Origin of the sequence: Bacillus marasmi (assembly GCF_902168435.1) — a bacterium.
Taxonomy (GTDB): domain Bacteria; phylum Bacillota; class Bacilli; order Bacillales; family Cytobacillaceae; genus Bacillus_BU; species Bacillus_BU marasmi.
Genome location: NZ_LR656169.1, coordinates 103,120 through 127,676 on the forward strand (window position 1 = coordinate 103,120; position 24,557 = coordinate 127,676).

Annotated in this window: 25 protein-coding genes; 4 read left to right on the forward strand and 21 right to left on the reverse strand. The window is 38.2% G+C overall.

All coding sequences use genetic code 11. The features are described from left to right. Positions 1-23 precede the first annotated feature (23 nt). Positions 24-236: a YppF family protein gene (locus FXW34_RS09515; RefSeq protein WP_147533750.1), complete on the forward strand. Its 213-nt coding sequence runs from the start codon at positions 24-26 to the stop codon at positions 234-236. Positions 237-379: 143 nt separating this feature from the next. On the opposite strand, the gene FXW34_RS09520 is transcribed toward FXW34_RS09515, so the two are convergent. Further along, positions 380-655 (reverse strand): hypothetical protein, encoded by a 276-nt coding sequence (locus tag FXW34_RS09520; protein ID WP_147533751.1) that lies wholly within the window; start codon positions 653-655, stop codon positions 380-382. 387 nt (positions 656-1,042) lie between these two features. Further along, a complete protein-coding gene (locus FXW34_RS09525; RefSeq protein ID WP_147533752.1) occupies positions 1,043-2,035 on the reverse strand; it encodes a DUF2515 domain-containing protein in 993 nt (330 codons plus the stop codon). Positions 2,036-2,146: 111 nt separating this feature from the next. On the opposite strand from FXW34_RS09525, the gene recU reads away from it, so the two are divergent. After that, a complete protein-coding gene (gene recU / locus FXW34_RS09530; RefSeq protein ID WP_147533753.1) occupies positions 2,147-2,758 on the forward strand; it encodes a Holliday junction resolvase RecU in 612 nt (203 codons plus the stop codon). 45 nt (positions 2,759-2,803) lie between these two features. Next, entirely contained in the window at positions 2,804-5,407 is a 2,604-nt protein-coding gene (locus FXW34_RS09535; protein ID WP_147533754.1) for a penicillin-binding protein 1A, read from the forward strand. A gap of 69 nt (positions 5,408-5,476) precedes the next feature. Here FXW34_RS09535 and FXW34_RS09540 read toward each other — a convergent pair whose 3' ends face one another. The 18 genes from FXW34_RS09540 to FXW34_RS09625 all read right to left on the reverse strand — a co-directional run bounded on the left by FXW34_RS09540 (position 5,477) and on the right by FXW34_RS09625 (position 22,600). Then, a complete protein-coding gene (locus FXW34_RS09540; protein WP_147533755.1) occupies positions 5,477-5,851 on the reverse strand; it encodes a YpoC family protein in 375 nt (124 codons plus the stop codon). Next, positions 5,838-6,509: an endonuclease III gene (gene nth / locus FXW34_RS09545; RefSeq protein WP_147533756.1), complete on the reverse strand. Its 672-nt coding sequence runs from the start codon at positions 6,507-6,509 to the stop codon at positions 5,838-5,840. The genes FXW34_RS09540 and nth overlap by 14 nt, the downstream gene beginning before the upstream one ends. 62 nt (positions 6,510-6,571) lie before the next feature. Next, on the reverse strand, positions 6,572-7,267 hold the full coding sequence (locus tag FXW34_RS09550; RefSeq protein WP_147533757.1) for a DnaD domain-containing protein: 696 nt from the start codon (positions 7,265-7,267) through the stop codon (positions 6,572-6,574). A gap of 139 nt (positions 7,268-7,406) precedes the next feature. Then, entirely contained in the window at positions 7,407-8,699 is a 1,293-nt protein-coding gene (gene asnS / locus FXW34_RS09555; protein WP_187118907.1) for an asparagine--tRNA ligase, read from the reverse strand. Positions 8,700-8,850: 151 nt separating this feature from the next. After that, a complete protein-coding gene (locus FXW34_RS09560) occupies positions 8,851-10,035 on the reverse strand; it encodes a pyridoxal phosphate-dependent aminotransferase (protein ID WP_147533957.1) in 1,185 nt (394 codons plus the stop codon). Positions 10,036-10,065: 30 nt separating this feature from the next. Beyond that, on the reverse strand, positions 10,066-10,539 hold the full coding sequence (locus tag FXW34_RS09565) for a cell wall elongation regulator TseB-like domain-containing protein (RefSeq protein WP_147533759.1): 474 nt from the start codon (positions 10,537-10,539) through the stop codon (positions 10,066-10,068). Positions 10,540-10,727: 188 nt separating this feature from the next. Next, on the reverse strand, positions 10,728-11,561 hold the full coding sequence (locus FXW34_RS09570) for a ComEC/Rec2 family competence protein (RefSeq protein ID WP_147533760.1): 834 nt from the start codon (positions 11,559-11,561) through the stop codon (positions 10,728-10,730). A 77-nt stretch (positions 11,562-11,638) separates the two neighbouring features. Continuing rightward, on the reverse strand, positions 11,639-14,443 hold the full coding sequence (gene dinG, locus FXW34_RS09575; RefSeq protein ID WP_147533761.1) for an ATP-dependent DNA helicase DinG: 2,805 nt from the start codon (positions 14,441-14,443) through the stop codon (positions 11,639-11,641). Between the two features lie 158 nt (positions 14,444-14,601). Next, positions 14,602-14,991, reverse strand: coding sequence for an aspartate 1-decarboxylase (gene panD / locus FXW34_RS09580; protein WP_147533762.1), 390 nt, complete (start codon positions 14,989-14,991; stop codon positions 14,602-14,604). 29 nt (positions 14,992-15,020) lie between these two features. Next, complete coding sequence (gene panC / locus FXW34_RS09585; protein WP_147533763.1) at positions 15,021-15,866, reverse strand: pantoate--beta-alanine ligase; 846 nt, start codon at positions 15,864-15,866, stop codon at positions 15,021-15,023. Continuing rightward, positions 15,866-16,702 (reverse strand): 3-methyl-2-oxobutanoate hydroxymethyltransferase, encoded by an 837-nt coding sequence (gene panB / locus FXW34_RS09590; protein WP_147533764.1) that lies wholly within the window; start codon positions 16,700-16,702, stop codon positions 15,866-15,868. Before panB ends, panC begins: the two co-directional genes overlap by 1 nt. A gap of 227 nt (positions 16,703-16,929) precedes the next feature. Next, positions 16,930-17,916, reverse strand: a complete 987-nt coding sequence (locus FXW34_RS09595; protein WP_147533765.1) for a biotin--[acetyl-CoA-carboxylase] ligase — start codon at positions 17,914-17,916, stop codon at positions 16,930-16,932. Then, positions 17,901-19,100, reverse strand: a complete 1,200-nt coding sequence (locus tag FXW34_RS09600; protein WP_246140957.1) for a CCA tRNA nucleotidyltransferase — start codon at positions 19,098-19,100, stop codon at positions 17,901-17,903. Before FXW34_RS09600 ends, FXW34_RS09595 begins: the two co-directional genes overlap by 16 nt. A 1-nt stretch (position 19,101) precedes the next feature. Then, positions 19,102-20,238 carry an N-acetyl-alpha-D-glucosaminyl L-malate synthase BshA gene (bshA, locus tag FXW34_RS09605; RefSeq protein WP_147533767.1) on the reverse strand — a complete coding sequence of 379 codons (1,137 nt, stop codon included), beginning with the start codon at positions 20,236-20,238 and terminating at the stop codon, positions 19,102-19,104. Continuing rightward, the gene (gene bshB1 / locus FXW34_RS09610) at positions 20,235-20,987 is read right to left on the reverse strand and encodes a bacillithiol biosynthesis deacetylase BshB1 (protein WP_147533768.1); all 753 of its coding nucleotides are present in this window, start codon (positions 20,985-20,987) and stop codon (positions 20,235-20,237) included. Before bshB1 ends, bshA begins: the two co-directional genes overlap by 4 nt. Further along, positions 20,954-21,361: a methylglyoxal synthase gene (mgsA, locus tag FXW34_RS09615; RefSeq protein WP_147533769.1), complete on the reverse strand. Its 408-nt coding sequence runs from the start codon at positions 21,359-21,361 to the stop codon at positions 20,954-20,956. The genes bshB1 and mgsA overlap by 34 nt, the downstream gene beginning before the upstream one ends. Positions 21,362-21,450: 89 nt before the next feature. Then, positions 21,451-22,251 (reverse strand): 4-hydroxy-tetrahydrodipicolinate reductase, encoded by an 801-nt coding sequence (gene dapB / locus FXW34_RS09620; protein WP_147533770.1) that lies wholly within the window; start codon positions 22,249-22,251, stop codon positions 21,451-21,453. Next, the gene (locus FXW34_RS09625; protein ID WP_147533771.1) at positions 22,244-22,600 is read right to left on the reverse strand and encodes a nucleotide pyrophosphohydrolase; all 357 of its coding nucleotides are present in this window, start codon (positions 22,598-22,600) and stop codon (positions 22,244-22,246) included. The genes dapB and FXW34_RS09625 overlap by 8 nt, the downstream gene beginning before the upstream one ends. Before the next feature lie 198 nt (positions 22,601-22,798). Between FXW34_RS09625 and FXW34_RS09630 the strand changes: the two genes are divergently transcribed. Further along, positions 22,799-23,671 (forward strand): YitT family protein, encoded by an 873-nt coding sequence (locus FXW34_RS09630; protein ID WP_147533772.1) that lies wholly within the window; start codon positions 22,799-22,801, stop codon positions 23,669-23,671. 85 nt (positions 23,672-23,756) lie between these two features. Here FXW34_RS09630 and ypjB read toward each other — a convergent pair whose 3' ends face one another. Continuing rightward, the gene (ypjB, locus tag FXW34_RS09635; RefSeq protein ID WP_147533773.1) at positions 23,757-24,551 is read right to left on the reverse strand and encodes a sporulation protein YpjB; all 795 of its coding nucleotides are present in this window, start codon (positions 24,549-24,551) and stop codon (positions 23,757-23,759) included. Positions 24,552-24,557 lie beyond the last annotated feature (6 nt).

Genomic DNA, 24,557 nt, shown 5'->3' on the forward strand with positions numbered 1-24,557 from the left:
AAAAAGACGAAGGAGGAATTTATATGCAAGTTCACGAACTCAAAAGAAAATTTATTCAATTTCGAGAGTATGAACCAGAAACCGTAAATGCACTATTAGATTTCGCCAAAAGAGTTTATATCTATAATGAAATTTCAATTAGTGATTATCGGAACCTTGTTCGTGAGCTCGAGTCTCTAGGGGCAGCTATCCCTTGTGACAATATAGATCAATCCCTCATCGAGAATTCATTTTAGTTTGGGGAGATTACCAGATCACCGAAGAATAAATGAATGCGTTAATATGTATAGTAATTTAGGAAATAAAAACAAATCTTTACCAACATAAAAGAGGGTGCCTAAAAAAGGCACCCTCTTAAAATTTTATTCACGGTTTAAAGTTAAACCAAATTCAGACTAATACTTGCTGAGCTTTTACATTGATGAGTAATAATTGGTTTATGTTGAGTATTATCTACAACTTGTTGATCGATTGTATTTTCTAATGTTGTCATTCTACTTAAGCAATGATCAACCCGATCCTCTTGTAGATGATGTACATATTCCTGATGCTCAATGAAGGAGGAGTGAATTACGTCTTCTAATTTTTCCAATTGACAATAAATCTCGTTTAATCTTGTTAAAAGTTCCGGCTTATAAATCAATGGTTCATTCATTTTAGAATCCTCCTTTTAATTGAAATCCTACAAACTAATCAACCGACGTCTTTTAGTTAGTCTCGATAGTATAATTCTAATTCGCTATTTTCTTGCTGCTTCCTTCACCAAAGACAAAACTAGTAATGATTCGGCAAAGAAAGTTATATTTTATGTTTTGCTCATCTTTTTTTCGACAGTTATCATCTAATTGGAATGGAAGCATCTATTCTGGAACAAAATAAACTCGGAGGTGTTTCCATATGAATAACAATAAAAAACAGAACAAGGTCCAGCCAAAGCAGTTAAAGGAGCAAAAAACAGGGTATGGTGATAAAAAACTTGAAGGACCAGACAGACCGTCAACGTAATATTAAAGGAAAAAAGCAGGTATTGACCTGCTTTTTTCTATTTAAACATTTCTTCTATTCCTATTAATGTACGCATTTGTTTTTGTTTTTCAATGTACCAATCAGTCAGAAAAATCGGTCGTTTATGATGAATTGGTTTATACCATGCTTTTTTTATTTTTCTAAATTCACTCCAGTCTTGATGCTCATGGATATGATGAGAAATAACTGGGTAGGTTGTACGCAGAAAAGGTGTATCACGAAGATGCTTTTGTTTCAAGTAACGCTCATAATCAACTCTCGAACCCGTATGCTCGGTTTGCTTTGCAAATTGATAAAAACGGTGATATAGCTCAGGTGAAAGTAAAATATCCGCTAATCGCTTACCAAGATCAATTCGATTCGATAGCTTAGTAAAGCCACTAACACTAGCACCATATAAATCCCCATCAAGCGTAGGAAAAATGACCGAACTGAAATGAAACCAGTCCTGAAAATTATAAGGAAAAGAATGGAATACTTTTTTCTTAAACACCGGTTGCTCGATGACAGGGTGTTGAATCACATTTTGCTCATTTATAATCAACGAGGTCATTAACCTCTTGCCATCCCGTTTCCTCCAATAATTATTCCACTCTGCTTCCATAAAACCGGAAACATAAAAAAAACGCAAAAGGTGAAACATTGGTTGTCCCATTTTCGTCGAATAATGGTAAAGTAGCAATTGAGGAAAAGCATCTTGAAAAATTAACCAGTTAGCACGTTCAAATGTCAAAAACATTAAAGTCCGAAGCTTTTTTGGCAAAGCTCGTGGGAACCATTTCCCTTCCAAATCACACATATTCCAGCCGCCGTTTCGGGAAACCATACTCGCCAGAAAAGCCCAGTTAATATCAGGATGAGTTTCAAAAAAAACAAAATAAGCTCTCGTTCTGGAAATATTGTCAACATTCTTTTTTTCAGTAGCCTCTTTGATTTTGCGAAGACAAAACTCTTCCTCATATGAGAGTTTATAGCTTGATAGCGGTATATTGTTTAGTCTCAATGTCATCATCCTTATTTTTAGCCTATAGGTTTAGCTTTAGACAAATAGTTCTTTTTATTCAGCCATTACGTATAGATATTTGGTATGATAGTAGGGAGTTTGAGAGGTGCATTTTAAATGAATTTTCATTATCCTAACGGTAAACGCTATGTACAGCCTAAGAAACAACCATCAGCCGTTGCTAAAGTGGAAAAAAAGCAGACCTACAGTAATCGTGGCATGACTCTAGAGGATGATTTAAATGAAACGAACCGCTTTTATTTAGAAAACAACATCGCTGTTATTCATAAAAAGCCGACTCCGGTTCAAATTGTCAATGTTGATTATCCGAAACGAAGTGCCGCAGTTATACGGGAGGCGTATTTTAAACAGGCATCAACAACTGATTATAATGGAATATACCGAGGAAAGTATCTGGATTTTGAAGCGAAGGAAACGAAATTTTCAACGTCCTTTCCCTTAAAAAATTTCCATGAACATCAAATCAACCATATGAGGGCAGTAATAGAGCACGGTGGAATTTGTTTCGTTATTTTACGATTTTCAAGCAATGAATCCTTGTATTTTCTTCCGGCAGAGCATCTATTAACCTATTGGAACCGAATGAAGGACGGTGGAAGAAAGTCAATTACGATGGAGGAAATTAACCTACATGGCCACCCTCTTCCACTTGGGTACAGGCCAAGAATTGACTATATTAAAATAATAGATTATCTTTATACCTTCTAAATGAATTTATTCATGTTTGCTTGAAAAGAAAGGAAGCGTTGAATTATGTCAGAGAAATATCAAACGAGAGAGGAGCGCAAAAAGCAACAACAGACCGGGAAGAATACTCCGAAAGCGAAAAAGAAGAAATCAAAAAAAGGTACTCTAAATAAAATTTTCCTTATTTTAGTCGCCCTTGGAATTATTGGGATACTAACCGGTGTTGCCACTTTCGCTTATATGGTAAAAGATGCGCCAAAGCTCGAGGAATCTGCCTTAAAAGATCCGATTCCATCTGAAATATATGATAAAGACGGAAATCCGATTGCCGAAGTTGGCACAGTTAATCGTGACTATGTAGAATATGAAGAAATACCTAAACTCGTCGAAGATGCCGTATTAGCAACAGAAGATGTTCGATTTTACAAGCATAATGGTGTGGATCTCATTCGATTAGGTGGAGCTGTCATTGCCAATGTCACAAGAGGCTTTGGCTCTGAAGGAGCAAGTACGATTACACAACAGGTAGTCAAAAACTCGTTCTTAACGCCAGAAAAAACAATTTCGCGTAAGGTTCAGGAAGCTTGGCTTTCCTATCAGCTGGAGCGAAAATATACAAAGCATGAAATCTTCGAAATGTATGTAAATAAAGTATGGATGTCTGAAGGAGCACACGGCATTAAAACCGCCGCAAAAATTTACTATAACAAATCACTAGATCAGCTTGAGCTTCATGAGGCTGCATTGCTCGCTGGTATGCCGCAAAGTCCAGAAAACTATAATCCATTTAATTATCCTGACCGCGCAGAGAAACGAAGAAATATCGTTCTATCACTGATGAATCAGCACGGCTTCATTTCAAAGGAAGAAATGGAACAAGCCCAAGCTATTCCGGTTGAGTCAACATTGTTACCTGTGGAGCAGCGTGCTAAAAAGGAACAGCCATTTGACTCCTTTGTTGACCGTGTGATTGATGAAGTTGAAAAGAAATATGGTAAAGATTTAAACGTCTTTACAGATGGATTAAAAATCTATACAACGCTTGATCCGAATGCCCAAACATATGTTGAAACGATGCTAAATACAAACGACATCGTCGCATTTCCTGATGATCAATTTCAAGCTGGTATTGTCTTATTAGACACAAAAACTGGGGAAATTAGAGCAATTGGAGGAGGTAGAAACCAAAAGGTTAAACGTGGTTTTAACTATGCTACTGATATTAAGCGCCAACCTGGTTCGACGATTAAGCCAGTTCTTGACTACGGCCCAGCAATTGAATATTTAAAATGGGGTACTTATCAGCCGCTTGATGATGCACCGATGAAATACTCTGATGGTACACCTGTAAATAACTGGGATAATAAACATCTTGGAACTATGACTATGCGTGTCGCACTCGGTATGTCTAGAAACATACCAGCGATTAAAGCCTTGCAAGAGGTGGGATTAGATCGCGCTAAAGACTTTGCTGAAGGATTAGGAATCCATCTATCTGAGATATATGAATCTTATGCAATTGGCGGAATGGAAGATGGTGTATCGCCAATGCAAATGGCCGGTGCTTACAGTGCATTTGGTAATAACGGTATTTACACTGAACCATACTCAGTGAAGGAAATCGAATTGCGAGACGGTACAAAAATCAAAACGGCTCCTGAATCAACCGTTGCGATGAAGGATTACACAGCCTTTATGATTACTGACATGTTAAAGAGTGTCGTCAGAGAATCATACGGTACAGGAAGAACAGCAGCCGTTCCAGGACTACAAGTTGCAGGGAAAACCGGTACGACAAACTATGATGATGCAACAAGAAGAAAGAACAACATTCCTAGTAGCGCAGTTCCGGATGCATGGTTTGCAGGCTATACGTCAAACTATACAGCAGCTGTTTGGACTGGTTATGATAACCGCAATACTTATATTCCATCAGGTGACGGTCAAAGAATAGCCCAGAAACTGTTTAAAAATTTAATGGCTCATGTGTCAAAGGGCATAGATACGCCTGACTTCCCTGTTCCAAAAACGGTACAAAAGGTTTCAATTGAAAAGGGTACTACGAAGCTTGCCAGCCCACACACACCAAGTGATCAAGTAGTTACTGAATATGCAGTTAAAGGTAGCGCTCCAACTGAAGTATCAGATAAATATAATAAACTTGGAGCACCGAGTGGAGTTAATGCTAAATATGATCAGGCTGCAAATAACATCTTGTTAACGTGGGATTATCCAGCCGAGAACAGCGAAGGAATTCAATACGCAGTATCGGTTTCAATTAACGGTGGAGCCTCACAACAGCTGCAAACGACCGCAGAAAAGGGGATAAACGTTGTAAAACCGACTCCAGGCGCTACCTATTCCTTTAGTGTTACCGCCATCCGTGGCGAACAGAGAAGTGATCCAGCTGGAGTCACAATCGTAATACCAGCTAAAAATAACAATCAAAATGATGATGATCATGATGATGATACTGACAATCAAGATAACCAAAATAATGATGGCAATAACGATAATCAAAACAATAATGATAACAATGGTGGTACCCAACCTGGGACACAGCCTGGGACACAACCACCAACACAACCTGGTACCAACCAAAATCAAACCTCAAGTAATATGAGCTCGCGCCTACCTGATGGAAGGAGCAATACGTTTACCAGAAACTAGCTTAATAATTTTTACAGCATAGGAAGAGGATGATTCATTAGAATCATCCTCTTTTCTTGTTATTGCCAATTACTTTCGTTTTGCCTCTTGAATAGCAAGAAATTTAGAGTATTGCTTTTCCTGCTCAGAAAACAATTCACATAATTGTATGAATGAAGGATACAAGTTGGGACGTTGCATGAGGAACTGAACTCGTTCAATGAAGTTGACCGGCTTAATCGATAAGCTGTCATCATCTATCTCTCCTAGCTTTCCCACAGGTAGTCCATTCGACCAAAACACAAAGGTTAACAGCAATTCAATTCCTTTCTTCATCGGGATTAATGCTTCTTTATTTTTCCGAACAGCATATAACTCTTTAATTTCTATTTCTAGTCCATTCCATTCTTGAAGTAACTGAGGAATATGATTAGCTGCCTCAAGCCATGGCTCAGTTTGCTCCATTCTTCACCACATCCTTTTTTTTCATCCGCTTTTGACCTTCTCGGCAAACATCAAGTAATGGACAGCTTGGACACTGTGGATTTTGGGCTTTACAATGGTATCTTCCAAAAAAAATCAACCTATGATGTGTCACAGACCATTCCTCTTTTGGGATTTTCTTCATCAGTGTATTTTCAACTTCAAGAACAGTATCCTTCCATCGACAAAAACCCAGCCGTTTACTTACCCGCTCCACATGAGTATCAACCGCTATCGCCGGTACCCCAAAAGCAACAGAAACAACAACATTAGCGGTTTTCCTCCCAACACCTGGCAGCTTCATTAATTCATCTCGATCATTTGGTACTATACCGCCATATTCTTCTAACAACATACTGCATAGTTTTTGAATGTTTTTCGCCTTATTACGATAAAGACCAATCGAACGAATATCCCCTTGCAATTCTTCCAATGAAACACCCAAATAATCCTCGGGTGTTTTATATTTTTGGAACAGATTTTTGGTCACTTTATTAACCAGTACATCGGTGCATTGAGCGGATAAGGCAACGGCGATAACCAGTTCAAATGGATTCGAGTGAACTAATTCGCAATGGGCCTCGGGAAACATCTCACCCATTTGATCTAAGCATAATCGAATCTGTTGTTTTGTTAGCATGAATCTCCCCTCCACTTTTACAAACAAATAGCGAGAGAATTGGATTCTCTCGCAACTTTATTCTATTGCTCAAGCCAATTGTAAAATGGTACGTTACTAGGCTTTTCCTGTGCGTCATCCCTTTGCCGATTTGGTAGCTGGTGCTGACGGAATTTCCGGGCATAATTTTTAGCCTGTTCTATCGTTTTAACCCCATTTTTCTTCCATTCAAATAGTATCCGATCTATATATCGAAAGTTTAATTTTCCGGAAATCACAGCCTCTCGAAGAGCAGCTTTTATGATCACAGAATCATGCTGGTCGTCGTCTAACCACATTGCCAAAGATTCGCATTCAAACGGCGATAATGGACGACCAAACTCAGTTTCAAAGCAGCTATATAAATCCGTTTCCTGTTTTTGCTGCTGTTCATTTTCTTGAAATGATTGCTGAAGCTTAAACTGATTAATGAGCTTTTCCCACAATGGATCTAAAGAGTACATCTCATATCGAATACCATCTTCAGAAAATCCTTCTTTAATATCGATATAACCCTTTTGAATCAACCTTCTTAAAATCATGGAGCAATCGCCCGTCATTCGCTCGGCCAATTGAACAGGTGTAGGAAAGAAGTTTCCCTTTTCTATAAAGGACAGTAAGTGCAGGATTAAGACAACTTCCTGGTCATCAAGATTAATCTTTTTATAATGAGTAAGTAGTGCGGTAGGAACCGATAGATTACCGCTTTTTATCCATGTCAACATGGTTGAATTGTTCATTTGTAGCACACCTCTTCACTAGTATAGCATGAACATCTTTGCCAAGTAAGACTCGCTAAAATAATCCCAAAAACTGCAATGGTTGGATTTATCAGAAAAAACAGGCTGTCGCTTCGACAACCTGTTTTTAATAAAATTATTAAGGATATAGTCGATTTAACAGACGTGGGAATGGAATCGTCTCACGAACATGCTCGACACCACTTATCCATGCAACAGTTCGTTCTAGACCAAGCCCGAAGCCTGAATGTGGGACAGATCCAAATTGCCGTAGCTCAAGATACCATTTGTAAGCATCAGGACTAAGCTCATGTTCCTTTAATCGTTTTTCTAGAAGTGAGAAATCGTGAATCCGCTCAGAGCCCCCGATAATCTCTCCGTAGCCCTCAGGAGCGATTAAATCTGCACACAGGACTACATCTTCACGTTCAGGATGCGGCTGCATATAGAACGGTTTGAGCGTTGTAGGATAGTGTGTGATAAATACAGGTTTATCATAGCTTTCTGCAATTGCAGTTTCATGTGGAGCTCCAAAGTCGTCACCCCACTCGATATCATCAAAGCCCTTTTCCTGCAAAAATTTCACTGCATCATCATAGGTGATTCTCGGGAAAGGTGCAGTAATTTGTTCTAGTTTTGACGTGTCACGACCTAGCGTTTTTAATTCCACGACACAATTTTTCAGAACTGATTGAACTATATATGAAACATACTGCTCTTGAACTTGTAGATTTTCTTCGAATTCAACAAATGCCATTTCTGGTTCAATCATCCAAAATTCAATTAAGTGACGGCGTGTTTTTGATTTTTCAGCACGGAAGGTTGGACCAAACGAGAACACTCGTCCTAAAGCCATTGCAGCTGCTTCCATATAGAGCTGACCGCTTTGTGAAAGATAGGCATCTTCATCAAAATATTTCGTAGCAAATAACTCTGTTGTTCCTTCTGGAGCACTTCCAGTCAATATAGGCGGATCTACTTTCGTAAATCCTTGGGTATTAAAAAATTCATATGTAGCCCGAATGATTTCGTTACGAATCTTCATAACTGCATGCTGACGACGTGAACGGAGCCATAAATGTCGATTATCCATCAAAAACTCCGTACCATGCTCTTTCGGCGTGATTGGGTAATCGACAGCCGCATGTAATACTTCTATTCCAGTAACCTGTAATTCAAATCCAATCGGAGAGCGTTCGTCTTTTGTTACTTTTCCCGTAACATACATGGATGTTTCCTGGGTGATTGCTTTTGCTTGCTGAAACATCTCTTCCGGAACTTCGCTTTTTACAACGACTCCTTGAATAAAGCCTGTACCATCGCGAAGCTGTAGGAAGGCAATTTTCCCACTTGAGCGCTTGTTAGCTAGCCAAGCACCGATTTTTACTTCCTGATCAACGTATTTATGGACCTCTGAAATGGTTGTTTTTATCATTATTATGTCCCTCCAAAACAATACGAAACTCGAAATATGTACCAAAGTTCATTATACCGTTTACTGCCTTTTATAATCAATATCCGAAACAAGAAGAAAATATGCAAAAACGAGACAGATTTCTCTGCCTCGTTTTAAGAAAAGATGTCTATTGCATTTTACTTTCAACAAATTTATGGATGCGGTCTACTGCTGCTTCCAATAGCTCTAATGAGGTCGCATAAGATAGGCGAAGATTGTCTGGTGCTCCAAAGCCTGAGCCTGGGACAACTGCTACTAATGCTTCTTCAAGCAGCGCTGTCGAGAAATCATCCACATTTGCATATCCTGTTAACTCAACTGCCTTTTTGACATTTGGGAATAAATAGAAAGCACCTTGTGGCTTAATACAAGTAAAGCCTGGGATTTCAATCAATTTTAAATAAATTGTATTTAAACGGCTTTCAAATGCTTTTCTCATTTCCTCAACTGGTTCCTGAGAACCTGCGTATGCGGCAATGGCACCGTATTGTGCTGTTGTAGTCGGATTTGATGTACTATGACTAGCTAAATTTGTCATTGCTCCAATTAATTCTTTATTCCCGGCAGCATATCCGATTCGCCAGCCTGTCATAGAATGAGACTTTGATACACCGTTGATAATAATCGTTTGTTCTTTAAGTTCTGGTGAAAGCTCGGCGATTGAAATATGTTTATTTTCGTCATATACGAGCTTTTCGTAAATTTCATCAGACACAATTAAGATGTCGTTTTGCAAACACACTTCACCTAGCGCTAATAGTTCAGCCTCAGTGTACAACATTCCTGTTGGATTACTTGGTGAGTTGATAATGACTGCTTTTGTTTTGTCAGTAATTGCTTGTTTCAATTGGTCTGGAGTGATTTTATATTCATTCTTCTCTAAGCCCTCAACATAGACAGGTACTCCATCTGCAAGTTTTACTTGTTCAGGGTAACTTACCCAGTAAGGTGTAGGGATGATGACTTCATCTCCCTCGTTTAGTAACGCTTGAAACAATGTATACAAAACATGTTTTGCACCACTACCAACAATAATTTGGTTTGCTAAGTAATCAATTCCTTGATCTTGTTTAAATTTTTTTATGATTTCATTTTTTAAAGCCGGTAAGCCTGCGGCTGGTGTGTACTTTGTTTGACCTTCATTCATTGATAATACTGCGGCATCAATGATATGTTGCGGGGTATTAAAATCAGGTTCCCCCGCGCCTAATCCAATCACATCTAACCCCTGTGATTTAAGTTCCTTAGCCTTTGCTGTAATAGCAAGAGTCGTTGATGGTGTTAACGTTTTGACCCTATTAGCTAATTGAATTCCCATTCTCCTAGCACTCCTTTTTTCTTTTTACATATTCTCGATTTTTCTCAGCCATTCACCTGTTTCAAAATCAACGTAATAATAATTTATCAGATTATTACGAGAAATGTAATATATTTCCCAACATTGTCGTTTTTTTATCATTGCTAATTTGACTGAAATAATTTCCTTCGGATCTTTTTCTTGCAATAATTTATTAACGGCTTGTTGTTGAGTTATTCCTTCTTTTGCTTTACGCACAATTACTTGATTATTTTTTTCTGATACCCAGACAATTACATCTTGTTTCTTATTGTCTTTTCCACGGAGTATATAATACGTTTCATTTCCGTTGAAAATTTGGACATCGTCAATTTTATTTAGCTTAACTTCCTTTTTTGCAGCAGCAATGGCTTTTTCTTCAGCATTTCCCAATGGTTTTACAGAGTGTAAATATACATATGAGAAAAACGCAATGACCAACACGATTATTCCAATCCCACTTAAAATCCATTTTTTCATCTTTTATCACTTCTTTATGTACGATATATATTTTTTGGCAATGATAGAATGAGTCATTTTGGGTAACATAACGATAAGATACTAACCTATTATAGCAGTCAGTGACTATTGAAGGATATTTTTCAGTTAATTTTACAATAAAATTTTTCTAGCCTACACACACATTTGGCTGCGCAATTAGTGCGCAGCTATTTTTTTTCATTGGATATCTTCAGTATTTCGTAATTTTTTTCGGTGAATTTGACCGTTATAGCTCCTATATCATGATTATGGTAAACACGAACCCAAGAATGTTGTAGCTGTTCCAATAAATCGTCGTTTATCTCTTGACGATTTTCAGGAAAAAAGAAAGCGATTTGCGGATCCAGTTCCTTCATTACTTCCTCGGAAACAAATTCCTTTGTTAACCGCCCTGGAAGCTTTACAATCGTTGTACCGACAGTTTCGTTATCCGGGAGATAAAGCTTTGGATCATGCTTAGGCTGATTCAACCATAAGATCCGCTTCTTGAGAAAGTTAATCTCAAGATCGATGCCATTATCGTCATGAATGGCTTCCACGATTACCCCTGGGAGAGGCTCGGCTTGTTCCCCTGCGCTAAACGTCTGTATATTAACATTCCCGCGCAAACTTTCAAGCCTCTGTAATTGCTCGGTGGCACTAACACCACTCATTAAATTTCGGACCGAATATTGATTAATAACCCACTCTAAATTATGCATACAACAGCTTTTATTACTAGTTAACAACACCGTATCAATCTGCTTGACATGATATAGTGCCAATAAATTTTTTAATTCCTGCTTCGTATTTTGACCACCAGAATTAATCAATACATTTTTTCCATTTGGATGCTGAATTAATGCTGCTTCACCATCCGTTAACGAGAAGAACGTCATCGCTAATTCTGTTTTCTTTAAATGTAAATCTATTGCTTCTATTTCAACCGGGTTAGCTGGAGATTCCAACGGGACGTAGTACCAATGCGAAAAAAGTATAAACGGCACCATTATCCACTTCATCTATATTCCTCCAATACAAACATTAGCTATATCGTGTGTTCATTTAAGGAATTTTATTACAAAGCAATGCAAATATTTTACAACCAGCCCTCAATCGCCTCCACCATATCCTCAAGTGAATATTTTTTTAAGGTGACGGTTGGGATCGACTGCAAAAATGCCCTTCCATATCTTGTGGTAATAATACGACGATCAAATACAATAATTACACCCTTGTCGGTAGACGTTCGAATCAATCTTCCAAAACCCTGTTTAAAACGGATTACCGCTTCAGGTAAACTGTAGTCAGAAAAAGGATTACCACCCTGATTTTTAATTATGTCACTTTTCGCTTCAGTTATTGGCTCATCTGGTGGTGAAAATGGGAGCCGCACGATGATAAGGCAGGATAAATCCTCACCAGGGATATCAACTCCTTCCCAAAAACTGCTCGTCCCTAAGAGTATTGCTTTCTCAAAGCGTTGAAAATTTCTGGTTAATCGAGAACGGCTCCCGCTCGTTATTCCTTGGGCCATGATTGCAAAATCAGACAGAAAACCGCTCTCACGCAATAAATCATATGTTCTTTTAAGCATGTCATGGGCAGTAAATAGGATTAGCATTCGTCCTTTGGTTGCCTCTGCTATGGAAATGATGTGTTCGGTAATCGCAATAACGTAATCTTGCTGTGACACAGTATTGATTTCTGGTAAATCCTCTGGAATGATTAATTGAATTTGCTGTTCATAATCAAACGGAGATGGAATGACTCGATTTATCGTAGGCAATTGACTGATTCCAAGCTCACGTTCTATGTAGTCAAACTTATTCTTCACTGTTAATGTTGCAGAGGTCACGATGACTGATTTCTTTTTATTAAAAAAATGTTCTTGTAAATATTCACCGACACTTACAGGATAAGCATATATAGTCGTCGAATTTTGGACTGAACGCAAATCAAGTTCAATCCAGCGTACGTTTTGTTGAACTGGCATTAAAAATACTGTTTTTATAGCCTCGCGAAGCACATTTAGTTGCTCTAAAACAGCAACAGCCTCCTCGAGAATACCTTTTTGAATACTTGATAAGACAGCAGCTTTAGACTGAACTTCCTCGATAGCAGAAGAAAAATACTCTATGGCATCCTTCAATAAAAATGAAAACCGCTCTGCTTCGGTTATGAGCGCATTCCATTCCTTTCCGTCTTCATCACCTTTAATTCTCAATGAAACTCGATTATAGCTGGTCTGCATATTTCGCTGTTTGTGCTGCGAAAAAATCACAACAATTTTAAAGAATTCATCCATAACATATTGCAGTTCTCCGATAAGATTGTTTATTTCAAAGGAGTACTTTGTAGGAATCGATATATTCAAATCTCGTAAAAGGTGATTAAATCTAAAAAATAGTTGTTTCTGTTCAATTGACCCAATTTGACCAAATAATAATCGGCATGTCAAATAATCTATTGTCAAACCGAAATGCTTCCCTGCCGCCTTCTCAAAGTGATGGCCTTCATCGATTATACAATAATCATAAGGAGGAAGAACTGGTTTTTCAGCAACTAAATCTGACAGAAGGAGTGCATGGTTCGTTATGATTAGGTTTGCAACTTGTGCTTGTCGCTTAGCCTTTTGGTAAAAATCATAAGGGAGCCAATGCTTGGCGTTCATAAATAAGTCATGATCATGATTAATTTTATTCCAGAAAATATGACCGCCACTCGATAAATTCAGTTCGTCGACGTCACCCGTTTCTGTCTCTGTTAACCACACTAAAATTTGCATCTTTGTTAAAAGAGTATCGTAATTATCCTCTTCATCATGTAGGTTCTGCTCAAATTTAGCCAAATTTAGATAATGGTTCCTCCCCTTTAATAAACAGGAATTTACTGCTGTCGGGAACATTCTTTTTAAGAGGGGAATGTCCTTTGTCATGAGCTGATGTTGTAGCTGGGTTGAAAGCGTACTGACAATAACTTTACCATTTGTTTGCTTTGAAAAAATCGCAGCAGGGATTAAGTAAGCAAGAGATTTGCCTACTCCAGTTCCAGCTTCAATCACAGCATGCTTTTCGTTGGTCAAAGCTTCAAATACTGTATCCATCATCGCAAACTGCCCACCACGTCTTTCATAAGCAGAAAAAGCATTTTTTAGGAGTTCTTCTTTCGCTAACTCAGTAACAGGATATGAAAATTCAGTGGTCGTTTGTTCTGAAACATGGTCTTCCTCTGATCTTTTTAGGGCTAAGCCACGATAGATTTCAAGCTGTGAAGGTAAATACTCAACCTTTTGTTGCTTCGTAATCGTGATATCTTCAAGAAACATTTGAATATCACTTTTTAAACCACCAGACAGTTTTGCCAATTGGGTTATTGTTACACGCGGAAAAGCCTCTATACGTGTTAGCAGCTTAAGAAAAAGCTCTGCCGTTACATAGGCATCGCTATCAGCTTGATGTGGTCGATCATGCTGTAGGCCTTCCTGTAGGGCTAAATCGTTTAATTTATAGCTATCGGCTGTAGGGTACAAAATTCGAGCAAGTTCAACTGTATCGAGAACAGGTCCGAAGAAACCTTTACACCCTGCTTCAAGTAATTCTTCCTGTAAAAAAGACAAATCAAATAACACATTATGAGCCACAAAGTATCCATTTTCTAAGATGTCAGACACCTTTTGCGCTATTTTACAGAATTCAGGGGCATCTGATACCATTTCATCATTAAGTCCCGTAAGTTCTTCAATAAATGTTGGGATTTTTTGTTGAGGATTGATCAGAGAAGAAAATTGCTCTGTAATTTTTCCATCTTCGATGACAACCGCTGCAAATTGAATAATTTTATCGCCACGTTTTGGTGAATTCCCAGTTGTTTCTAAATCCACCACAACATATTTATTTACCATGTAATACACCTCAAACCTTCATTCAAAACCAACGGTATCATACTTATGGAAAAATCAAAAGAACATCTATTATCTTTTTTCCACAAATCTAACACCCTTAAACTAACTTTCTCAGCTATTCGGCTATTGCATAAGAAAAACCCCCTAAAAAGTGGGGGTTATACGTTCATAACAGTAGCTTCAGGCTCTGCATTTATCATTTCAACAATTTGATTATACTCATTCATAATTGCAACCTTAGGCTTGTGATCTTTAACTTTCTCTTCTGAAACGAGTACATAAGAGATAATAATTACTACATCCCCTTCGTGAACAAGTCGAGCTGCAGCACCATTTAAACAAACAACTCCACTGCCTCTTTGACCTGGGATGATATAGGTTTCAAAACGCGCACCATTATTATTATTTACAATTGCCACTTTTTCGTTTGGAAGCATGCCAACAGCGTCTAAAATATCTTCGTCAATCGTAATGCTACCCACATAATTTAAATTTGCTTCAGTAACACGAGCACGATGGATTTTTCCGTTCATCATTGTGCGAAACATAATTTTCCCCCTATTTGGACCCTTTAGTCCTATAATTGAATAATAAGATTGTCGATTAAGCGGACTTTGCTAAAGCGAACTGCTACCGCTATAATGATCTTTCCATTTACTTGTTCAATCACCTTTAGTTCTGGATAGGAATAGATTTCAATGTAATCGACAATTCCATCTGTATTTTCATTAATATGTGATTCAACGATTTTAACAAGTGAATCCGGATCCTTTTCCCCCGTATCAATCGCTCGTTCTGCTATTTTTAACGCTTGATAGATGGCCGGTGCCTGTTTTCTTTCTTCAGGTAATAAGTTCACATTACGCGAGCTTTTAGCTAATCCATCTTCCTCACGTACTGTTGGAACAGGAACGATTTCTATCGGAAAGTTATAGTCATTTACTAAACCATCGACTACTGCCACCTGTTGAGCATCCTTCAAACCAAAATAAACGCGATTAGGTAACACAATATTAAAAAGCTTTGTCAATACTGTAGCCACTCCGTCAAAATGCCCAGGTCTTGATGTTCCACATAACACATCGGTTCGATCTTTAACGACTGCAATAACCGATGGCTTAGTTGGATACATTTCCTCTGCAGCTGGGTGGAATATATAATCAACCCCGTGATTGACTGCCACTTGCTTGTCTCGCTCAAAATCACGCGGATAAGAGGCGAAATCTTCTTTCGGACCGAATTGAAGCGGGTTGACAAATATGCTTAAAACAACCACATCGTTTTCTTTTCTAGCCTGATCCATTAATGATGCATGTCCCTCATGTAAATAGCCCATTGTTGGCACGAAACCAATCGTTTTTCCTGCTGCCTTTTCCTTGAAGAGATCCGTTCGCAAATCACTTATTTTAGTATAAACCTTCATCACTTGCCTCCATATAAGCCGACTAGTTCCTCTTGCTTCATTGTAAAGCTATGTTTCTCAGTAGGGAACAAGCCAATTTTAACCTCTGTAACATACGAATTGATTCCTAAAGTCATCAATTCGTTGCTATCAGCGTATTGTTTAACAAATTTAGGTGCACGATCCACTCCGAAATTAACAACATCATGAAAGACAAGAACTTGTCCATCACAGTCAATGCCAGCTCCAATTCCAATCGTTGGTATCGTTATACGTTGTTGAATCTCTTTTGCTAATTGCTTTGGTACACATTCCAGCACAACTGCAAATGCTCCCGCTTCTTCGCACTTAAGAGCGTCTTCAATGAGCTTTTGGGCCTGCTTAGCATCTTTACCCTGAACTTTATAACCACCAAGAACCCCTACTGACTGAGGTGTCAATCCTAAATGGGCAACAACTGGTACACCAGCGTTTGTAAGAGCTTGTATTCCTTCAAGAACGAAAGTATCTGCACCTTCAATTTTAACTGCATGAGCACCCGTTTCCTGTAGCAGTCTTGCTCCATTCACCAACGTGTCTTTCCTGGATAAATGATAACTCATAAAAGGCATGTCCACTACAATAAAAGTGTCCCCCGCGCCTCTTTTTACTGCTTTTGTATGATGAATCATATCCTCCATAGTTACAGGAATCGTAGAATCATAGCCTAATACTACCATTCCTAATGAATCTCCTACAAGGATCATGTCAACGCCTGCTTTTTCGGCAATTTTTGCTTGTGGATAATCATAAGCAGTTAGCATGACAATCTTTTCATTAGTTGCTTTCATTTTCAAAAAATCTGTCGTTTGCTTCATCATCTTTCCTCCATTTCTTTGGAAAGAGGAGACAAAACAATAAAAAATCCTTCTTATGGCAGAAGGATTGTATAAGCGTGTTTTGTTTGTTTTATCCCTCTGTCCTGGTCCGTTATGGATCTAGGCAGATATCCATTATTAAAATATAATTGATAAATTGGTGCAGTTCTTTCGATACTACCCAAAAAGATTATATCAGAAGTATATTAAGTTTGGCTACAAATTTCTTAATTTTCTGAGAGATCAATGTCAGCTGAGTAAACATGATGTATTTTACCAGCCTCATCCTCAATTAGCAAGACACCATCTTCCGTAATACCTAAAGCTTTACCACGAATATTTTCATTAATCGTTCTAGCGATAATCGTTTTTCCTATGCTAATCGCGTAGCTTTCCCAAAGTAGCTTAATCGGAGTAAAGCCATCCTCCAAGTATAACAAATAAAGCTTCTCAAAATTGGAAAGGACACTTCGAATCATTTGTGCTCTTGATATTTTTTCTCCAGATTCAATCGCCAATGATGTGGCAATATCACGAAGTTCTTCAGGGTAATCCGTTAACTGTTGATTCACATTTATCCCCACTCCGATTATGATGGCAAAAATTTGGTCAGCTTCTGCTTGAAGTTCAGTCAGAATTCCAGTCACCTTTTTGCCGTGAAGTAATATATCATTTGGCCATTTAATTTCTGGAGATAGCTTTGTAACCTCTTCAATCGCTCTTACCACAGCTACGGCGGTAATCAAAGTAAGCTGCGGTGCCTTTTGGATAGGAATATTCGGTCGTAAGATCATACTCATCCATACACCTGTATATTTAGGTGAATGCCAAGCTCTGTTCATTCTCCCCCGACCTGTTAATTGCTCTTCCGCTATAACTACAGTACCTTCAGGTGCATTTTCATAAGAAAGTGTTTTAGCAATTTTTTGCGTTGAATCAACACTTTCCTGATAATGGATGTTTTGACCAAGAAATTTTGTCGTTAAACCTAACCGAACTTCATCGGCAGAAATTTGATCAGGCGTCTTTATGATGCGGTAACCTTTTCTTTGAATCGCTTCCAGTTCAAAACCATGTTTACGCAACTCTTCAATATGCTTCCAAACTGCAGTTCTGGAGCAGCCGATTAAATCAGCTAAATATTGACCTGAAAGATAATCACCGTTCGCTTCAGTAAAGGCATCAAGTAGCTTTTTTCTCACCTCAGATTGCATAAATTCACCCACTCCCTTATTTTTACTTGTTCATTTTCTAATCTACCCTCAAGAATTTCTTCCTCTATTTTCGTTAACGTTTCCTTAATCCAGGGACCTGGTGGCCTATTCAACAGCTTCATTAAATCTGTACCAGTTATGTTCAATTCCTGTTTTGATTTTATTGGCAAAGAATGATAGCGTTTTAGCAAGTTATTTATGTCTGCTTCTGTATTTTTACCTTGTAAAACGTTAAAAACTCTCTCTGAATTTATCATGTAAGATTTTCCGGCTGCGTACAATGCTTGATTGTCCCAGTTATTTTCTAATCGGAAACACAGCCAGTGTACTATCTGTCTGATATCACGGATTTTTTTACCTGGTAGTTTCCAGCTTCTTAAAAAAGATTCCAAACTGCTTGACTCTATTTCAATTAAATGTACTAACAAGGTCCACATTTCATCTATTGATAATTCATGATTATCAAATTGTGCAACACGATCTATTCTTTTATGATAAGTCTTTAACACCGGTAAATAGTAATCTAAATTCGTCATACACAAGAATTGAAGCGCTTCATTACGATTATTACCTACCAAAAGCTTCTCAAACTCAGCACATTTTCTTTCCACAGCAATATGGGTTAATAAATGACCCATATTTTCAAGTGCCTTAAAACACTCGTCATCTAAGCTAAATGAAAGCTGACTAACAAAGCGAATTGCCCGCATCATTCTTAAAGCATCTTCTGTAAACCGATCCTCGGCTCTGCCTACTGTAACTATTTTCCGTTCAGAAATGGCTTTTCTACCAAAGAATGGATCAATGATTGCACCGTCTTTATTCATCGCCATGGCATTCATCGTAAAATCACGACGCTTTAGATCCTCATTTAGCGAACGTATAAATTGTACTTCATCTGGTCTTCGAAAATCCTTATAGCTCGTTTCCGTGCGAAAGGTGGTAATTTCATAGCTGCAACCATGATAAAGGACTAGAACCGTACCATGTTCAATCCCTACATCTACAGTATGAGGAAATATTTGTTTAATTTCTGCTGGCGTTGCCGATGAGGCTATATCCACATCTGAAATTGGCCGATTGAGCAGGTGGTCTCTTACTGCGCCACCAACAAAATAAGCTTCATATCCGGCATCTTCAATTTTAGTTAGTATAGGAAGCGCGTTTCTAAATAAAGGATTCACATTATTCACCATGCTCTAACAAACTATAGTATATATCTTCATATTGAGACACTATTTGTTCTGCAGCAAATTTCGTCTTTGCTGTTTTCATAGCGTTTTCTGAAAACTGCTGATGGAGTTCATCATTACATAGAAGCTCTACCGCTTGTTTGGCACACATTTCTATATCACCTAATTCACATAGGAAACCATTTTCACCGGCGATTATCACTTCAGGAATCCCACCAACATTTGTCCCTATGCACGGAACACCACATGCCATCGCTTCTAGTGCTACTAGACCAAAGCTTTCTTTTTCAGACAACAACAGCATTAAATCACTGATAGAATATAGCTCTTCTAAATTTTCCTGTTTCCCCAAAAAACAAACCTTTTCGCGAATTCCCAATGAACAGACAAGCTTAGAGACTACTGACATTTCCGGACCGTCTCCTACTAACAGGAGCCGTGCTGGAATTTTATCAGCAATTTTAGAAAATGCCATCACAACATCTGGAACCCGTTTAACCGAACGAAAATTCGACACGTGTATGACGACTTTTTCTTCATCACGGATGTTAAATTCATCACGTAAATGCTGAGAATCCGTCTTTTGATAAACCCTTGTATCAATAAAATTATAAACCGGATGAATATATTGATTGGGATGCAATAATTCATTCGTTTGTGAAATCAATGCATTTGACACAGCCGTGACGTAATCTGATTTTTCAATTCCAAATTTTATCGCATTTGAAAGCGATGGGTCATGTCCTAAGACAGTAATATCCGTCCCATGCAACGTGGTCACAATCTTTAAATCTCGCTCACACATTTGCTTGGCAAGGATGCCACACACTGCGTGTGGAATAGCATAGTGTACATGTAAAAGATCAAGTTCCTCCATGTTAGCTACCTCTGCCATTTTACTCGCAAGCGCAATATCATATGGTGGATATTGGAACACAGAGTACTCATTTACATCCACCTGATGATACGATATATTGTGATACATTTTTTTTAAACGAAAGGGCATACTCGAGGAAATAAAATGGATCGTATGTCCTCGTTCAGCTAACATTTTCCCAAGTTCTGTGGCCACCACACCCGACCCTCCGATGGTCGGATAGCAGGTGATGCCAATCTTTAATTTTTTCATTGCTGTTCCCCTAACAAGTCATAATCAACTAGGAATGGTCGTTTAACCTTAAAACCTTCGGCATAGCGAATTCCAACCTCTTTACCAAAAAGCCTTTCCCTCGCTTCAACCGATTCAATATATCCGTTTACAAGCGGGGTATCGACGGTGTCAGTACTTCGTTCAAATTGACTTTGATAAGTTTCTAGGGAGGCGCGCTTTTTATCAAAAAACTCTGATATATTAATAACGAAATCCGGTTTATGAAAACCATTTATCATGTAAAAATAAAGATTATTTGGTTTATGAGCTGGATATTTGCATTCAAAATAGAAATTTCTTATTCCCGCAGAAAAAACCGCCTCTTCAATAAGGCGGGCACAATTTCCATGATCAGGATGACGATCATCAAAATATGGCGCAAAAACTAGCTTTGGTCGAAAATAACGAATCACTTCGACCACCTTTTTCATACTTTCATCATTAATATAAATGCCACGATCAGGAAGGTCTAACGTCTTTCTGATGTGCACGCCTAAGACATTTGCCGCTGCTTTCGCTTCAATCAGACGCCGTTCAACTGTTCCATTCGAAGAAAGCTCAGCTTTTGTCAGGTCACATATTCCAATTGTCTTTCCTTGTGCTGCATATTTCGCTATTGTTCCTGCCATTCCAATTTCAACATCATCTGCATGGGCACCAAATGCTAATATATCTAGATGAATATTTTGTTGGTTTATGATCGGCTTTCGTTGACTATTTTTCTCCATTCCATATCGCCCCGCTCTAATCCTTTAATTAGTACTTCTGCAGTCCCCATATTGGTAGCAAGTGGCACAGAGTATACATCACAAAGTCGAACAAGCGCCTTTACATCAGGTTCATGTGGCTGCGCAGTGAGCGGGTCTCTGAAAAAGAAGACCATATCCATTTTGTTCTTTGCAATTAACGCTCCTACCTCTTGATCTCCACCGAATGGACCAGATTGAAATCTTTCTACATCAAGGCCTGTCGCCTCCATCACTCTCAATCCTGTAGTTCCTGTTCCAAATAAGGTATGCTTCGCAAAAATGGCTTCATATGCTATTACAAATCTGACAAGATCATCTTTTTTCTTATCGTGTGCGATTAAGGCAATATTCATTACCGGATTCCCCATTCTTTATTTATTGGCCGATAAAGAAGACATGTTGATTTCCACTGCAATCAACCATATTCTTTAGCTCAAAAAAATTATTCAATTATGTTTTCTAAACCATAAACCAGTGTTTCAAGGTTCATGACTGTGTCAACTGCAAGTTTTACTCCTGACATAAATGAAGCGCGATTGTAGGAATCATGACGAATCGTCAACGTTTGTCCCTCTGAACCGAATAATACCTGTTGATGGGCAATTAGACCTGGTAAGCGCACGGAATGAATATGCATCCCGTCAAAATTAGCTCCTCTAGCACCTTGAATCGTTTCCTTTTCATTATGATGACCCTGCTGCTTTTCTTCTCTTACTTCGCTAATCATTTGTGCAGTTTTTACTGCAGTACCTGATGGGGCATCTAATTTTTGATCATGATGAAGTTCAATAATTTCAACATCTTGGAAGTATTTTGCCGCTAGCTTCGAAAACTTCATCATTAACACTGCACCGACCGCGAAGTTTGGTGCGATAATGCAGCCTAGTTCTTTTTCCTTACAAAGATCATCTAATTCTGCTAAATCATCCACTGAAAAACCAGTTGTCCCGACTACAGGCCGTACTCCATATTGAAGTGCTGTTTTTGTATGGTACATTCCAACCTCGGGTGTGGTTAGGTCAATTAAAACATCTGGTTTGTGCTCTTGGAAACATTGCTCGATATTATCGTAAATGGGTGTTTCAAGTCCAGTAAATCCATCAAGTTCAGCTAATGTTTTTCCACTGTGCTTATGGTCAATAACAGCTACTAATTGATAATTCTCAGTGCGAGCAACAAGCTGCACTGCTTCTCTTCCCATTCGTCCACGCGGACCTGCAACAACAATCTTAATATTACTCATTACCTTTGTTCTCCTCTTCCTTATGTATGGTTGTCCAACGATTTTTATCGCGGGTTTTAAACTTATTCATAACTATGTTATGTGCTTGTTCTAAATCAATATTTAGAGAATTAGCAAAACAAATTAATACAAAGAGCATGTCCCCTAATTCTTCTTCAATTTCTTTTTCTTCTTCCGTAACTTTTTTAGGTTTTTCTCCATAGTAATGATTGACCTCTCTGGCTAGCTCTCCAAGCTCTTCCGATAGTCTAGCAAGCATCGCGAGCGGGCTGAAATAACCTTCTTTAAACTGAGTTATATAGGCATCGACCTCTGCCTGAAGCTCTCTCACTGTTTTGTCGTTTTGCATGCGTATAAATCCCCCTATATAAACAGAAAATTCTCATACCATTCTTAATGTTAGCTAAAACTTATTCTATTTACAAATCTTATTTTCTCATAAAAAGTGAGGTTTATAAAATGAAATGGTAGTATAACTGTTAGAAGTTATATTTTTATAATGAAAATGCTTTTCTAAGATAAAAATAATAAGCGTGGAGGAATGAAGATGTTTTTAGGACCTAAGTTAAGAAATATTATTTTTATTATGCTTGGCGCTGCTATATATTCTTTCGGGATCGTTCATTTTAATATGCAAAACAATCTTGCTGAAGGCGGGTTTACCGGTATTACTTTAATGCTATACTTCATGCTGAAGTGGGATCCATCCTACACTAATTTAATCTTGAATATCCCGTTATTTTTCGTCGGCTGGAAACTGCTTGGTCGCTCAACGTTATTGTATACGATTATCGGAACGCTAGCTGTTTCTTTATTTTTATGGATTTTTCAACGCTATCAAATTCAAATGCCATTAAAGGATGATTTAACATTGGCTTCTCTTTTTGCTGGGGTATCAATTGGGGCAGGCTTAGGGATTATTTTCCGCTATGGAGGAACAACTGGCGGAGTTGATATTATCGCTCGACTTGTTTATAAATTTGTTGGCTGGAGTATGGGAAAAACAATGTTTCTCTTTGATGCTTGCGTCATTATCCTATCGCTGATTACATACTTAAATTATAAAGAAGCGATGTACACTTTAGTTGTCGTATTTGTCGGAGCAAAGGTCATTGATTTTATGCAAGAGGGTGCTTATTCAGCTAGAGGAGCAATGATTATTTCAGAATTAAACAGCCAAATTGCCGACAAAATCATGGCCGAAATGGAGCGTGGTGTCACAGTCCTACACGGTCACGGATCTTTTACCAAAAGTGAACGCGAGGTCCTTTATTGCGTTGTTGGAAAGAACGAAATCGTTCGCTTAAAAAACTTAATTACCGCAATTGATCCACATGCCTTCGTTTCAGTAGGTATTGTCCACGACGTATTAGGAGAGGGCTTCACATTAGATGAAAACAAAATGCCAATAGAACACTAATCCAAGTAAAATCATACTATTTACAAAAAAACCTGCACGATACCACGTTCGGTAACTGAGCAGGTTTTTTTTGTACTTTAATCATTCATTCTTTAAGCTTTGTTGGTCGATTTTTCTCTTGCTCCCGGTCCCCTTGATATTTTCTCCATCCAACATAAGACAATGTAAGAATGATGATACTCCCCGTTGAAATAATCACCCACCACAGACTCGGATCGGCTTCATCTTCTTGTCTATTATCAAAAATCGATTGCAAATCACTACCAACCTCATCTAATTCTTGCTGGTTATCTGAATGCGAAAGGACTTTTGGACGATAATGGTCTATATAACTAACCTTCGCATCCAAGCTTTGGATTTGCTGCTTAGGAATATCAATTTTTAGACTAGGATAAATCATATTATATAAGGTCAAAAACGAATTGAAGCTTTCATGAAAATTTTCATTGTCACCGCTATGCGCAGCTTCTTTTGCATTTTTAAAAACCGACATAATTGGCTCTTCCATTTCAGTCCATAACGGTTGTTGTCCGGAAGAAATAGCGTCAATGACTAGTCGAAATGTCGTTACCCGATTCATCTTTTCGGCATGTGGAATATCGTTATTTCTAGTGGCTTCAAGCGCATCCTGAAAGGCGACGGTAATAATTCGTAGGTCATCTTTGGAAAATAGAGCTTCCTTTTCTATATTTGCTAAATATTGGTGAGAAAAATATTGCAGTAACTTTTCAGCATCCTCGTAGCGGTGTAATTTTACCATTTCGAGTGCTTCATCTGAAATATTATCTAATGGCGCAATTGTCGAGGGTGGCTCTGCATTTGCTGTAATAGTACTCATTAGAAATACGGCTATATACACTATCAGTAATTTTACTTTCATTATTGT